The organism is Aliiglaciecola sp. 3_MG-2023 (genome assembly GCF_030548205.1).
In the GTDB taxonomy this organism is placed as follows: domain Bacteria; phylum Pseudomonadota; class Gammaproteobacteria; order Enterobacterales; family Alteromonadaceae; genus Aliiglaciecola.
In genome coordinates this window covers 41,949-56,424 of the sequence record NZ_JAUORV010000022.1, presented here as the reverse complement: position 1 = coordinate 56,424, position 14,476 = coordinate 41,949, and the positions used below count along the sequence as shown (strand labels likewise).

10 protein-coding genes and 1 tRNA gene are annotated in these 14,476 nt (G+C 38.7%); 6 read left to right on the top strand and 5 right to left on the bottom strand.

Going from position 1 to position 14,476, the window contains the following annotated elements:
• Window positions 1-77: transfer RNA gene (locus Q4574_RS19975), tRNA-Asn, on the bottom strand.
• 1,101 nt (window positions 78-1,178) lie between these two features.
• Between Q4574_RS19975 and Q4574_RS19970 the strand changes: the two genes are divergently transcribed.
• The 3 genes from Q4574_RS19970 to Q4574_RS19960 all read left to right on the top strand — a co-directional run bounded on the left by Q4574_RS19970 (window position 1,179) and on the right by Q4574_RS19960 (window position 5,785).
• Entirely contained in the window at window positions 1,179-2,558 is a 1,380-nt protein-coding gene (locus Q4574_RS19970; protein WP_303477062.1) for an MATE family efflux transporter, read from the top strand.
• Window positions 2,559-2,615: 57 nt separating this feature from the next.
• On the top strand, window positions 2,616-4,634 hold the full coding sequence (gene uvrB / locus Q4574_RS19965; RefSeq protein ID WP_303477061.1) for an excinuclease ABC subunit UvrB: 2,019 nt from the start codon (window positions 2,616-2,618) through the stop codon (window positions 4,632-4,634).
• 227 nt (window positions 4,635-4,861) lie between these two features.
• On the top strand, window positions 4,862-5,785 hold the full coding sequence (locus Q4574_RS19960) for a LysR family transcriptional regulator (protein WP_303477059.1): 924 nt from the start codon (window positions 4,862-4,864) through the stop codon (window positions 5,783-5,785).
• Between the two features lie 67 nt (window positions 5,786-5,852).
• On the opposite strand, the gene Q4574_RS19955 is transcribed toward Q4574_RS19960, so the two are convergent.
• Entirely contained in the window at window positions 5,853-7,487 is a 1,635-nt protein-coding gene (locus Q4574_RS19955; RefSeq protein WP_303477056.1) for a M28 family metallopeptidase, read from the bottom strand.
• 120 nt (window positions 7,488-7,607) lie between these two features.
• Here Q4574_RS19955 and Q4574_RS19950 point away from each other — a divergent pair, with 120 nt between their 5' ends.
• On the top strand, window positions 7,608-8,519 hold the full coding sequence (locus Q4574_RS19950; RefSeq protein ID WP_303477054.1) for a DUF3025 domain-containing protein: 912 nt from the start codon (window positions 7,608-7,610) through the stop codon (window positions 8,517-8,519).
• 13 nt (window positions 8,520-8,532) lie between these two features.
• Here the strand turns inward: Q4574_RS19950 and Q4574_RS19945 are convergent, their stop codons facing one another.
• Window positions 8,533-9,237, bottom strand: coding sequence for a YIP1 family protein (locus tag Q4574_RS19945; protein WP_303477051.1), 705 nt, complete (start codon window positions 9,235-9,237; stop codon window positions 8,533-8,535).
• 212 nt (window positions 9,238-9,449) lie between these two features.
• On the opposite strand from Q4574_RS19945, the gene Q4574_RS19940 reads away from it, so the two are divergent.
• Both Q4574_RS19940 and Q4574_RS19935 read left to right on the top strand, forming a co-directional pair.
• Window positions 9,450-10,235 (top strand): ATP-binding cassette domain-containing protein, encoded by a 786-nt coding sequence (locus tag Q4574_RS19940; RefSeq protein ID WP_303477048.1) that lies wholly within the window; start codon window positions 9,450-9,452, stop codon window positions 10,233-10,235.
• Window positions 10,235-11,428, top strand: a complete 1,194-nt coding sequence (locus Q4574_RS19935; protein WP_303477045.1) for an ABC transporter permease — start codon at window positions 10,235-10,237, stop codon at window positions 11,426-11,428. Before Q4574_RS19940 ends, Q4574_RS19935 begins: the two co-directional genes overlap by 1 nt.
• A 63-nt stretch (window positions 11,429-11,491) precedes the next feature.
• Here Q4574_RS19935 and Q4574_RS19930 read toward each other — a convergent pair whose 3' ends face one another.
• Window positions 11,492-12,454, bottom strand: a complete 963-nt coding sequence (locus Q4574_RS19930) for a transposase (RefSeq protein ID WP_303477042.1) — start codon at window positions 12,452-12,454, stop codon at window positions 11,492-11,494.
• Between the two features lie 286 nt (window positions 12,455-12,740).
• Complete coding sequence (locus tag Q4574_RS19925) at window positions 12,741-14,468, bottom strand: SLC13 family permease (protein WP_303477039.1); 1,728 nt, start codon at window positions 14,466-14,468, stop codon at window positions 12,741-12,743.
• Between the last annotated feature and the right edge of the window lie 8 nt (window positions 14,469-14,476).

The window sequence follows — 14,476 nt, the reverse complement described above, 5'->3', positions numbered from 1 at the left end:
TGGCTCCCCCTCCCCGACTCGAACGGGGGACCTGCGGATTAACAGTCCGTCGCTCTAACCAACTGAGCTAAGGGGGACCTGATTTCAACGGAGGCGAATATTAATGAGCATCAACCGTTCTGTCAACACAATATCTTAGTTTTTTGGGCTTTAATTCAAATTGATTGAATAAGCAGCTATTTTTGATGTAAAAACGTCTAATAATCGAATAATTGACCTGGTTTATCTTTTTCAAATTTAAATGCAGTAGAACGAATACGCTCAACAGATATATTTACGTTGCTAAACACTGTTCATAATTTAGTCAGAACCCATGTTAAAGCAACTCATTTTTTCTGCTTTAAATAAGATCGGACTAATCTAAAACATGACGTTTTTGAAGGCACTAAAAAAGGTGTAACAAAATCGCAACCAGTGTGTATGTTATTTGAACAGTTTAGGCGGGCTTAATGATCAAGTAACGATCCATAAAGCGGCAATTAAAGTGCTAATAGCGTTTTTTTTATTAGAGGCTATAAATACGATCTGTTATTCCTTTTTGTTATAAATATTTGATTGATCACTGTGTTTTATAACAGTGTTTCATAATTCTGAAACATAAAATTAAAGCCCCTCAGGTTAGTGTTGACTTACCTAATTTTTAGTCACATTACTGTAACATAGCGGCTTTATTGGCGTGAGTACAGTTATCCACTAATCCTGTGGATAAGTTTGTGTATAACGATCTGAGATAGCTATTTCTAATTTGTTTAAAGAAGTCAATATAGCATTTGATATTTTTTCCAAAAAAATATTTAATCAGTATAATCAATAGTTTATCTGTTTTTAGTGAAAAGTTGCACCAAGCTGGAGCATAAACTTACCTTAAGCCTATTGTCCTGTGTGTATTTTTGTGAAATAGCTTTAAACTGTTTAGTAAGATGTTGAAAAATTGACATTTTATTAACATCTTTGATGTGTTTATAAGGGGGCGATAATTTTTGATTTGGCAAAGGGTTATTAGTAGAAAAACGCGCTAAAGCCTTAAAATAATTCAAATAGTCATATATTCGATGATCTGTCTGTCATATAATTGATCGGCTGTTTTCGCAGCATAAATACATTCCAAACTAAGTAAAAAATAGCGTTGGCATAGTGAGAATTATTGCTATGTCTATAAATATTGCCAATTAGCCTTAATGAGTACAACTAAAGTGAAAGAGCCCAAAGCAACAAGCCGTAATAATGATATGCTCAATGGCCCTATTTTCGAAACTCTGCAAAAAATGACCTTGCCGATGGTTTTGGCAATGATAATGTTAATGACGTTTGGTTTAGCTGATACATTTTTTGTGAGCATGCTCGGCACTGAAGAACTGGCGGCCATTAGTTTCACATTTCCGGTGACCTTTACCATTATTAGTCTAAATATTGGTTTGGGCATTGGTACTTCTGCCATTATTGGGCGCTCGTTGGGTTCCGGTGAAACTCATTTAGCTAAAGAGTTTGCTACTGGCGCACTTATGCTTTCTCTCATTTTGGTGGGGCTTTTAGCCTTTGTTGGATATTTAACAATTGATCCGATATTTCGTTCAATGGGGGCGACCGACGAACTGCTTCCTTTCATTTATGATTACATGGAGTTGTGGTACGCAGCGGCTATATTTTTAGCGGTTCCTATGGTTGGAAATAGCGTTTTAAGAGCCGCTGGTGATACGAAAACTCCCAGTATAGTTATGACTGTTGGCGGGGTAATTAACGTTATCTTAGATCCGATTCTAATTTTTGGTTGGGGACCCGTCCCTGCGTTAGGCATTCAAGGAGCAGCTTTAGCTACGGCTATTTCTTGGGGAGTCGGATTACTCTATATATTGTATTTGCTTGCCTTAAAGCGAAAATTAATGCTTCCACGATTGTTAACTTTTAACGAGCTTAGGCTGACCAGCGGGGGGATTTTACGAATTGGCTTACCTGCTGCTGGGGCCAATATGTTAACGCCGATTGCCGGTGGTGTTATCACTAAAATCATAGCAGCTTACGGACCTGGGGCTGTTGCTGCATGGGGAGTAGGGAGTCGTTTGGAGTCTATTGCGAGTATTTTAGTTTTAGCGTTATCGATGTCTTTACCACCGTTTATTAGTCAAAATTTTGGAGCCAATAAACTCTCACGGGTTGCGAGTAGTTATTCGCTTTCTCTGAAATCGGTGCTGGTTATCCAGTTTATTGTTTACCTCATATTATGTGGTGTTGCACCTTATATTGCGTCTTTGTTCGCAGAAGAACAACAAGTTGCAGATCTGATCGTATTATTCTTGTATATCGTACCCTTAGGTTATGGGTTACAAGGTGTTGTCATACTTACCAATTCTTCTTTCAATGCGATGCATCAGCCGATCTCGGCATTAATTTTGAGTGTGGTTCGGTTATTTTTGTTTTTTGTACCTTTGGCTTATTTAGGCAGTAGGTTGCTGGATATCCATGGATTGTTTTTCGGCATCATAGTGGCAAACCTTTGTACCGCAATAGTGGCCTATGCTTGGTTTAAAAAAAGCACCAATATTCAAACACAGCCAGTTTAGGAATTTTATTCGCTTTGGTTAAGTGTACATTTACTTCATTTGAGTAAGGAAAAGAAATTGAGTCGTCCATTTGAATTATCCTCACATTATCAACCTGCTGGTGACCAGCCCCAAGCTATTGAAAAATTGGTGGATGGATTGGAAAGCGGATTAGCAAATCAAACATTGTTAGGAGTAACCGGCTCGGGTAAAACCTTCACAATGGCAAATATTGTTTCACACGTGCAAAGACCGACCTTGATTCTTGCTCATAATAAAACCCTTGCTGCACAATTATATGGAGAAATGAAAGAATTTTTTCCAAATAACGCAGTTGAATACTTTGTTTCTTATTATGACTACTATCAGCCCGAGGCTTATGTACCAAGCACTGACACTTTTATAGAAAAAGACTCTTCTATAAATGATCACATTGAACAAATGCGATTGTCTGCCACTAAATCTTTGATGGAACGCCGTGACGTTATCATCGTTTCTAGTGTTTCGGCTATTTATGGACTAGGTGATCCTGAGTCGTATATGAAAATGTTGCTGCATTTGCGTCAAGGCGATTTGATGGATCAAAGGGCGATTCTTCGCCGTTTAGCGGAGTTACAGTATAGTCGTAATGACGTCTCTTTCGAGCGCGGCACGTTTCGTGTGCGCGGTGATGTGATCGATATTTTTCCCGCGGACTCCGAGAAGCAGGGGATTAGAGTTGAATTATTTGACGAAGAAATTGATGCCATTAGGTTATTTGATCCCCTAACCGGGAGCGTGGAGCAGACAGTTACACGAGCTACGGTTTTTCCGAAAACACATTATGTGACGCCCAGAGAAAAGATTTTAGAAGCCATTGGTCATATCAAAGATGAGCTTAGAGAGCGCAGAGACCAACTCAAGTCTGTCCATAAGTTGGTGGAAGAACAGCGCATAGTTCAGCGTACTCAGTTTGATATGGAAATGATGCAAGAGTTAGGGTATTGCTCTGGAATTGAAAATTATTCTCGCTATTTATCAGGCAGAGCCCCCGGTGAGCCACCGCCGACATTATTAGACTACTTTCCTGCTGATGGATTGTTATTCGTGGATGAATCTCACGTAACAGTTTCACAAATAGGCGCAATGTATAAAGGCGATCGTTCGCGTAAAGAAACATTAGTTGAGTTTGGTTTTAGACTGCCGTCAGCATTGGATAATCGACCACTAAAATTTGATGAGTTTGAACAGATATCTCCGCAAACCATTTATGTGTCAGCCACACCTGGTAAATATGAAATAGAAAAGTCAGGTGAGGATATTGTTGAGCAAGTTGTTAGGCCAACAGGTTTATTAGATCCTGAAGTTGAAGTGAGACCGGTTGCCACCCAAGTAGACGATGTAATGTCAGAAATAAACTTGCGAGTGGCGAAGAACGAAAGAGTGTTAGTCACTACACTAACAAAACGGATGGCAGAGGATCTCACCGACTATTTAGATGAGCATGGTATTCGAGTGCGTTATCTGCATTCTGACATTGATACTGTTGAGCGTATTGAAATTATCCGCGATTTGCGATTAGGGAAGTTTGATGTTCTGGTAGGAATTAATCTCTTGCGCGAAGGCTTAGATATGCCAGAAGTCTCTTTAGTGGCGATTTTAGATGCAGATAAAGAAGGCTTTTTACGTTCTGATCGATCATTGATCCAGTCTATGGGACGGGCGGCTCGTAACGTGAATGGTAAAGCAATACTTTATGCAGATCGTATTACCGGCTCAATGGAAAGGGCGATGAAAGAAACCCAACGTCGTCGAGAAAAGCAACATCAACATAATTTAGATGAAGGTATTCAACCTACGCAATTAAACAAACCGATCACCGATATTATGGATATTGGTGAAGGGAATTCAGTTGATGTAGGTGGCAAGGTTAAGTTGCGGAAAATTGCTGAAGCCAATAAGACATACAAAGCAATGACGGCGACTGAGTTAATGGCCAAAATTGCTGAGTTAGAGAAGCAAATGTTCACTGCAGCGCGGGAGTTAGAGTTTGAGAAAGCAGCAAGTCTTAGGGATGAAGTAGAACAACTTAGGGAACAAAGCGTAAAATTATCCTAGCAATTAAATAAAAAATTTTAAGCGCTTGGATGAAACTGTGCAGGCCGAAATTCCGTGCATTAGTCTGTTTTAGGTATGAGTTTAGATAAGGTTTGATAGTTAAGTGAGGCACTCTAAATAACTAATACTGCAATAGAATAAACTGTAATTAATGATTGTAATACCTTAGCGGCTTGCCTAATATAGGAATTAGAGTATTTAATTACATACCTTACTTTGGTGTATTTATGTTAAACCGCTTACAAGAATCAGACATCAAACTGTTACGCGTATTTTATGCCGTAGCATCATGCAATGGGTTTACTGCTGCAGAACCCGTATTGAGAATGCAGCGTCCAAATATTAGCGCTGCAATTAAAAAACTTGAAGAAAGGTTGGATTTAGTTCTATGTCACCGCGGTCGTGGGGGGTTCCAGATGACCAAAGAAGGTGAAGTGGTCTTTCAGGAAACAAAACGAATTTTCAATGCCTTTGATAACTTTGTTTTTAATTTAAAAAGCCTACATGATGATTATTCTGGGCATATCACTTTAGTGTTAATGGCTGGATTACCCCTTTCAATGCATCTAGCAGTGAGTAAAGCGGTTAAGAGCACTATGAAGAAGTTTGATGATATTCATGTGAATATTCAAACTCGTCTATACAATGAAGTGGAGCATGTAGCTTTATCTGGTGAGTGTCACTTGGTTGTTTCAACCTATGATATGGTAAAACCAGAATCAGTGACTTTCCATCCAGTAGGTCACATATGCCATGGGCGATTGTACTGTGCACCTTCACACCCCTTAGCTAAATATAAAGAAGCTTTGCCTGATAATTTGAAAATTGAAGATTATCCTGCCATCGGGATTTCAGGACTATCTTCAGCTAACTATATTCAAGATGAGAGTCGCTTATTGATTCAAACTTTCTCGGATTCTTTCGATGGCTGTATGTCAGCCATTATGACGGGTGAATATGTTGGGCTACTGCCTGACTACATGACCAAAGAGCAGGGCGCTGGCTTAGGTTTGGTGCCTGTTGGTGGCGGTAAAATGTTTGAATTCGAACATGAACTTTTTGTTATGAATGGTAAAAATACTAGGTTAAATCCAGTGTTACGTCATTGCATTAAAGAGCTAAGTTATTTTATCAAAGAAAGTCAAAAATAAACTAGGTTTTAAGCTTTAAAAAAATGCCAGCAAAATTGCTGGCATTTTTTATTCAGTGGTGTAATTTTTAGCGCTGAAATTCGCTGGTTTTGCTCCATTGTGGCCAATCATTCGAATTGGCAATGCTATAGCCCACATCGAATAACATTTGAGTATCTTCTTGGATGCCACCAAAGTCCCAATTTTCTCTAAATTGATCACAAACCTGATGATAGCAACCTTTGACAACAACATTGGCACGCTTACGATACTTCGCTGTGGCTTCGTCTATGGGTTGGTTTCCGCCTTTCGCATACAGCGCTGGTACGCCTTGTTTGGCGAAGCTGAAGTGATCTGAACGGTAGTATGAGCCAGCCTCAGGTCTGTCTTCCTGAGTCAGGAAGCGCCCTTGTTTTGCCACGGCAGATGCTAGGTATTTCTCAAGTTCTGATTTGCCCATGCCCACAACTGACACATTTTTAGTTCTGCCCAAAACGTTTAACGCATCCATATTTAAATTGGCGACGGTTTTGTCTAGGGGAATGATAGGGTGCTCAGAATAATATTTAGAGCCTAGTAATCCTTGCTCTTCAGCGGTAACAATTAAGAACGTAATTGAACGGGCGGGGCGTATGGAAAGCTCTGAAAATGCTTTTGCCATAGTTAAGCTAGCTGCAACGCCTGTGGCGTTATCGTGTGCACCATTGTAAATTTGGTCACCTTTTAAACTGCTGTCTTTACCTAAATGGTCCCAGTGTGCGGTGTAAATAATGTGTTCATCTGCTGCTACACTGCCGCTTAATGTGGCGATCACGTTATTACTAACAGATTTTTTTAATTTACTGTTTACGGTGATAGAAGCCTTGGTACCTAAGGCTTTAGAATAGGGGCCTTGCATGGCTTTAGCTTTCTGTTGACTGAAATCGAGTCCAGCTTCAGCAAATACTTTGTTGGCGGCTTCAAGACTTATCCAACCTTCTACAGCAACACGGTCAGCATTACCATTTTTAGATACTAGACTGTATTGGGGACCACTCCAACTGTTTGATACAACAGACCAACCATAAGACGCAGGAGCTGTTTCATGAACAATAATAGCGGCTTCAGCGCCTTGACGGCTAGCTTCTTCATATTTATAAGTCCAGCGACCGTAGTAGGTCATGGTTTTACCTTGGAACTTACCACTCTCTGGATTCTCAAAACCTGGATCATTGACTAAGATAACCACGGTCTTACCTTTTACATCCAAGCCCTGGTAATCATTCCAATTGTATTCTGGTGCATTTACGCCATATCCAACGAACACAATCTCTGAGTCATTTAGGTTAACTTGGGGAGTTTCGCGTTTTGATGAGGCCACCATGTTTTTTTGATATTCGAAGGTATTTTTCCCCATATGTAACTGCATATTGGGATCGGCGGTGATTTCCATTAATTCAACAGCCTGAAGGTAACTATTGCCATTACCCGGCTCAAACCCTAAGGATTTAAAGTTGTCGACTAAGTATTCGAGGGTTTTGGTCTCACCATCGGTAGTCGGGCCTCTACCTTCAAACTCGTCTGAAGATATTGTTTTGACGTGCTGCTTTAACTCTTGTTCACTGATACTTTCATACACTTGCTGAAAGTTACTTTGTGGACTTTCACTATTTGGCAGTTGTTCACATCCAACGATTGCTAAAATAGAAAATACAACTGGAAAAATAAAACGCATTGATTGCATATTGTTACTCTTATTATTACATTTGCGTCCAGTATAAGAAATCCAGCAACAAGACTCTAGTAACCTATGACATCAGTTAAACAACCATCGCCCCGTGAGTGCCACGAATTGTGGACAGGCATGATAAAAAGGGCACCTTTTAGCGAACTTGAACAGCGCTACAGCCTAACTAAATTCGACAATTTATTGCACGCCAATACCCTCAATACCTTAAAAGATAAGTTGGTTACTACAGAGAATGGCATTCACCTTCTTCAACGTGGACAGGCATCGTCTGGCGTTTATCAACATCAACGTGGACAGGCATCAAGGAATGATTTTGGATTGTCGTTTAAGTGTCAGAATTCAATGTCTGAAACCGACGGCTATTACGAAACCATTATTTTTAAAAATAAAGTCATTCCTACGCGGCCAAACTCATGGCATGACTTATTTAATGGTCTGATTTGGCTCAGTTTTCCAAACACTAAAACACTTTTAAATCAATGGCATGTAGAAGATATTCAAGCTCATGGTTTGACTCCACGCACTCAGCGGCGGAATCAGATCACATTATTTGATGAGTGTGGGATTATTCTAGCCGTATCTGATTCACAGGTATGTGAATACCTCGCAAATCATCAATGGCAAAAAGTTTTTATCGAAGACAGGCATAAATGGGTAAATCATTGCTCAATGTTAGATCACGATGTAAAGGTAGCTTCTAACAAGGATGGCCAAATTGACAATCCGCAAATTAAAGCTTTTGTTTTTGGCCATGCAAATTATGAAATGCTTTTGAATCCGTTTATTGGATTAACTGGAAAATGGTTAGCGATAAGAGTAAATGACAGCTTTTTCTCTGAAAATTATGCCCAGCAACTAAGTATTTTAGATTTATCTCTCTATCATTATCTATTGAGTAAAAATTCACTTTCAAACACGGGAAAATTGCCACCAATCCCACTTTTGGGGATACCTAGTTGGTATCCTGCAAACCGATATAAAGAATTCTATTTGAACGAGGAATACTTTAGACCGGCGCGGAATTAAATTTTTGCGGCAATTATTTCATCATAATTAGTAAAAACCAAAGTAAGATAATTATTGCAAATGGTGCAATCGCCACTGTGTATATTTTAACTTTTTTGAATTTAGTCCAATGGCTTAAGCCTACTGCCATCAGGTAAACACTAAAGAATAATTCTGGCTTAATCAAATTAGCTAAACCAAACCATTTTGAATCCTCGCTCAAGCCTAACCAATATGATAGGGCTAAAGGGTGTAAGTCACTGATTGGCATTTGATTGCTTTCAGCTAATGCAAGCACAAGTATCGCAGCGATAAATCCAATGACTGCGGGGAGCGAAATCCACCATGTAAAACCGTACCAATCAGTAAATCCATTGACGCAGTCTTCATCCGTTTTGGCTACTAAATTGAGATATGCGGCAAGAATCACATTAACGATTACTTGGAATAAAAAAGCAACTATAAGTATGCCAGTGACTAGATATCCTGGTCTGATTTGCGCTCTAATATTATTTTGTTCGGCTGGACTAAGGTTACCCGCTGTACTGTCAACGATAAAATTGCGATACCACTCGAAATCGACAAAGTTGTAGTACAAATATAGTGGCAGTAAAACAAAGCTCATAACCAATAAAAACGGTATCCATGACCAGTTGTCATTATTGTTTACCGCTTCAAATACACCATTTGGTTTTGTGAATATTTGTAGAGATGCTTGCAAAGCATTATTCGGTTGCATAACAAAGTGCTCAAGTTGGGTTAAGTTTTAAAGCTCAATAAATTTAAGGTGAATGATGTAGGCCATAAAAAATCAAGCTAGGATGTCCTCAATTATATGTAATAAATCCAATAAGTTATACACTATTGAATAAGTGTGTCTAAAATAGCAAAAAATGCAGTTGTTTTTGATCGATTGAGGTTAGCCAGTTTAGGTGTAATCAGGGAAAAGTAATGATAGAAATTAAGAATTTAGCTAAGAAATTCGTGGTTGAGAATCCTAAAAAACTTAGTGAACAAGAAAAGAAAGATCCCCGTCTTAAAGGTCGATATTTCCATTCAGTTTTAGACGTTACTTTTACAGTAGAAAAAGGCCAGGTACTAGGTTTACTTGGTCCTAACGGTGCGGGTAAAACAACTACATTGAGGATGTTGTCAACTGCCTTACAACCAAATCACGGTAGTGTTTATATCAATGAAGTTAATGTGTTGGAAGACCCTTTAATCGCCCGTCAGAAAATTGGATTTTTATCTGGTACAACAGGGCTGTATGGTCGTTTAACGGGGCGTGAAAATATTGAGTACTTTGGTCAGCTTCATGGAATGAATAAATTACAAATAGAAAACCGCATCGAGGAGTTGTCGGCCTTGTTAGAAATGGAGACATTTTTAGATCGCAGAAGTGAAAACTTTTCTACAGGAATGAAACAAAAAACTTCGATTGCTAGAGCGGTTATTCATAATCCAGAAGTTGTTATTTTGGATGAACCTACTACGGGGTTAGACATTATGGCAACCCAAACCGTGCTAGATTTTATTCGAGGTTTGAAAAATAAAGGTATTCCGGTCATTTTTTCAACTCACCATCTAGGCGAAGTGGAAGAGCTATGTGACAGAGTTACAGTAATTGATAATGGGGTTAGTCAATTCGATGGCAGCGTCGATGAGTTTAGAGGACAGGCACAGAACCAAAATTTGCATGCGGCATTCTTAGCCACTATTCAACAAGGAGAGCAGTAATGTGGTTGGTATTGTTAAAAGAATTAAAAGAATTAGTTAGAGATAAAAAAACGTTATTTTTTATGATTGCAGTCCCTATACTCGTTATGCCTGCTTTTGCTGGTATAGCCATATATTTCGCTCAAAATGCTGCTACTGAAGCGCAAAATAAAGTGTTGAATTACGCTTTAATAGGAGCTGAATACGCCCCTGAAATTGACACGAAATTGTTGCAGTTAAAAGGGTTTAATCGAATTGAAATTGACCCAAAAGCAGATTATAAAAAACTAATTCAAGACAATACCGTTGATTTTGTTTTGGAAATCCCCGCAAATTATTCAAATGATATTTTACAAACTGGACAGGCACTATTAAAACTCCATCTAAATGATTCTGGTCTTAATAGGGTTTTTTATCGAGTAAACGAAATAGTCGATGAACAGGTTAAAAAGTTAAGAGAAATAGCGTTTAAGAAGTTAAATCTATCAGAAAAACAAAGTGTTGCAGTTTTGAAACCAATTATTTTAGAGAAAATTAACACTGCCAATACTAGAGAAAATTGGGGCGAAAAAATTGGCGGACTCATTCCTTATTTTATTTTTATATTGTGTCTGCAAGGTGCAATGTTCCCCGCCGCAGATTTAGGTGCTGGAGAGAAAGAAAGGGGAACTTTAGAGACATTATTAATTTCACCAATTGAGCGTTATAAAATAGTACTCGGTAAGTTTTTAACCATTGCATTTGCTGGTTTAACTTCAGCCCTTATAACAGTATCTAGCATGGCGTTATGGGGCGTCATACTTAGCCAAGGTTTGGCGATTCAGTTCGTGGTGACCTTTATGTCCTCTATAGGGGCTGTCGACTTTATTCTGATGTTTTTAATGCTTGTACCTGTTGTGGCTATTTTTGCTTCTATATTATTGAGCTTGTCCATTTACGCGAAGAGCTATAAAGAAGCACAAAGCTATATGGGAACCCTGATGATGTTGCTCTTTATACCAATTTTTTTAGCGATGGCACCAGGAGTTGAGTTAAAAGGAGCATGGGCATGGGTTCCTTTGACTAATGTTGCTTTGGCTATCAAAGAGTTGATTAAAGGCACAATGGACTATTTTCAGCTAATTGCTATTTTTGGTTCAACAGCATTAATTGCCGTTGGTTTGTTGGCATTTTGTGTAAATTGGTTTAATAAAGAAAAAGTGCTGTTTAGATAACTTTCTCTATAACATTAGCATTCGAATTTCGTATTGAAGGGATCTATTTTAATCTGTTTTTATTCAATAGTATTGCTCATCAACACTTACCATACGTTTCCTGTTTGTGTGCTTTTTGAATTGTTGCCGATTTTTATAACTGCCAGCAGCAACATTATAAATAGATTCGAAATGAAGACTTTCCGCGTACCAAGTCGATCCAACCAATTGCAGTTTCGTTAGAATATTGGGTTGATTTTTTATCGGAAAATCACTTTGTGATAGAGTGGGGATTTCGGCAGTTGTTTTCACTAAGCTAACGTAGTCAGAAAGGCAAAATGGTAGACACCACTTTTTGTTAGTTGCTAAAAAAGGCATCAAATCTGGAGGTTGTTTACCTTTTTCAAAGGCCTTCAAGCGTCGCTTAATGCTGGTGTGGTGTGACATTTCTAGAGTCGTTGCTGTACTCGCTCTAATTGGATTCAAATCGACATAAACCATACAAGCTGCTAAAGCTTTTTCATCTAATAATGCCTGAGATTTAAATCTGCCTTCCCAGAAGTGTCCGGTGCATTGATCCTCTCGATTTGCTCGTCTCGCTATGGGTTCATTAAGCTCACGCATAAACCAGCTTATATCAAAAAGGCGTTGACGATATATTGAAATTGTTTGTTTTAAGGTTTGTAACTGCACTTCATTTAACTTCGGAGGGTTAGTTTGAAGCGACTGTTGCGCTAAATGGGTAGGCTTGTGTATTTTGTGCCAGTTTTCTACTACCTCTCTATCAGACAAACTAAGCGCTTTGCTTTTATTTACGTGTAAAACCACATGAATATGGTTGCTCATAACAGCATAAGCGCAAATATCAATGCAAAAAACATGAGCTAGTAGTAATAATCTATCCTCAACCCATCGACGACGATGTTCATAATTTTTGCCGCTGTAAGCATCCCTACCACATAAGTAGGCTCGACGTACACACCGAGAAACACAATGATAATATGACGTATCAACCAAGCTGACCTGGTGCTTTCGAGCTAAAGCCATTCTTCGCTCCATTTTCAATATAGGTCACTTTAGCTTAGTCTTAAACTTGAAGGCATTAGTATAGTTTAAATGGATTATAGGTCTAGTTTGAGTATTGATTGTAATATTGAGGAGGAAGCCAAGAATATAAAGGTGACTGTCAAGGTTAAAAAACGCGATAGTGATGGGGACACTGCAATGTCGGTGGGTGTCTATATTAATATCTATGGGTGTCCATATTAACAGTGTCCATATTAACACCTATTTAGTTAGGCTTTTGCGCTAAGTCGAAATCAAGAAAATAGTGTTATAACCCGTAAGAGTATTTTAACAGCAGTAAAACAATACTTGAGTAGAGTAATGATACCGGCCAGCCAAAGTTGATGAAGTGTTTAAATTTATAATTTGCAGCATTGAAGGCTAATAAATTGGTTTGGTATCCATAAGGAGATAAAAAGCTAGCACTGGCGGCGAAAGCTACCGCTAAGGCAAATGGCATTAATGGAACACTCAGGGCTTCAACCACACCGTATGCAAAAGGAAACATTAAGGCTGCAGCTGCATTATTGGTGACTAATTCTGTTAACAGTAAGGTTAAACCGTAAACAATCAGCAATGCTAAAAAAGGACTGCCATTATTTATAAAGGGAGTTAATGATCCCGTTAGTAGTTCAATCACACCAGAAGACGATAATGCTGTAGCTAAGCTTAAAGCTCCAACAATAACGATCACTAAGTTTATTGGAATGTTCCGTTTTAATTCTGAATTGTTTATTACTCCTGCAATAACTAAAGCGGCCATGAAAAATAATAAGCCTGATGACAAACTTAAGACCGAAGTCGCGGCTAATAATATGGTGAGTAAGAAGCCTCCGATAGTGAGATATTCTTGAAGTTTATTTAGTCGAGTAGAAATTTTTTGCTCAGAAATGATAAAAAAGTTTTTACTTAAGTTGTGCCTGTTTACAAAGTCTTGACCGGTTGCAAGGAGCAAAAAATCACCTGCTTGTAACTTAATTTCTCCTAACTTACCAGATAGTTGCTCACCATCTCTTCTTATTGCAACGACAGCGGCATCAAATAAAGCTCTAAACCCTACAGCCTTAAGGGTTTTACCTAAAATTTGTGCACGATTTGAGATGATAACTTCTGTCAAATTATCTCGCAATAAGCCATCGGTTTCTGCAAATAATACTAAACCTTTTATATGTGAAAGGCTGTCCACGTTCTTAATGTTTCCGGAAAAAATTAATTTATCGTTTTCTAAAATCATCAAGTCAGGGGCTACTGGACTTATTAATTGGCCATCACGAATAATTTCAACTAAAAATAATTCAGGCAAGTTTCGGAGATGATTCTGCTCTACGGTTTTGCCAATTAATTCTGATTCTGCAATCACTTCAGCTTCAATAAAATAATATTGAAAGCTCCCTTTTCGCGTCTCAATATTCGGCAACAGTGGCGTTAATACGAACATTAATAAGCCACAACTTAAACCCGCAATCAAACCGTAAAAGGTGAAGTCCCAGAACTGGAATCCAGGATGTCCTTGCTCAATAAGGAAACTATCCACAATCAGGTTTGTCGATGTACCGATAAGAGTGACTGTCCCCCCTAAAATTGCGGAGTAAGACAGAGGAATCAATAATTTTGAGGCGGGGTGATGCTGGTTTTGACTAATAGGCGCAATCATACTAGCAACGACAGCAGTGTTGTTGAGTAACGCAGATGAGGCAAAAGTGAGTCCGAATAATCGCCAATAACTGGCCTTAAAACTAGCTGTGATTAATTTTCTTCCTAGATTTTTAATCATGGATGTCTTATCAACGGCGGTACTCACCAGTAATAGTATAATAAGGGTGAGTAAACCTTCGTTGGTAAGGTTATGTGCTACTTCTGAGAAGGTGATTTGGCCGCTCAACATAAGCGCTAATGTTGAACCAGCAAACACAGAAGAAGGGCGCTTATCAGTAAAGATAAGCGCCGCAATGGTCGCGAAAAAAATCGCTACAACAGCAACTTGATTAATATCCACAGTTGGAA

Bases quoted from the DNA above. Each gene is read 5' to 3' on its own strand.
- Q4574_RS19970 (WP_303477062.1), top strand. From the start codon at position 1,179: ATGAGTACAACTAAAGTGAAAGAGCCCAAAGCAACAAGCCGTAATAAT.
- Q4574_RS19960 (WP_303477059.1), top strand. From the start codon at position 4,862: ATGTTAAACCGCTTACAAGAATCAGACATCAAACTGTTACGCGTATTT.
- Q4574_RS19955 (WP_303477056.1), bottom strand. From the start codon at position 7,487: ATGCAATCAATGCGTTTTATTTTTCCAGTTGTATTTTCTATTTTAGCA.
- Q4574_RS19950 (WP_303477054.1), top strand. From the start codon at position 7,608: ATGATAAAAAGGGCACCTTTTAGCGAACTTGAACAGCGCTACAGCCTA.
- Q4574_RS19945 (WP_303477051.1), bottom strand. From the start codon at position 9,237: ATGCAACCGAATAATGCTTTGCAAGCATCTCTACAAATATTCACAAAA.
- Q4574_RS19940 (WP_303477048.1), top strand. From the start codon at position 9,450: ATGATAGAAATTAAGAATTTAGCTAAGAAATTCGTGGTTGAGAATCCT.
- Q4574_RS19935 (WP_303477045.1), top strand. From the start codon at position 10,235: ATGTGGTTGGTATTGTTAAAAGAATTAAAAGAATTAGTTAGAGATAAA.
- Q4574_RS19930 (WP_303477042.1), bottom strand. From the start codon at position 12,454: ATGGCTTTAGCTCGAAAGCACCAGGTCAGCTTGGTTGATACGTCATAT.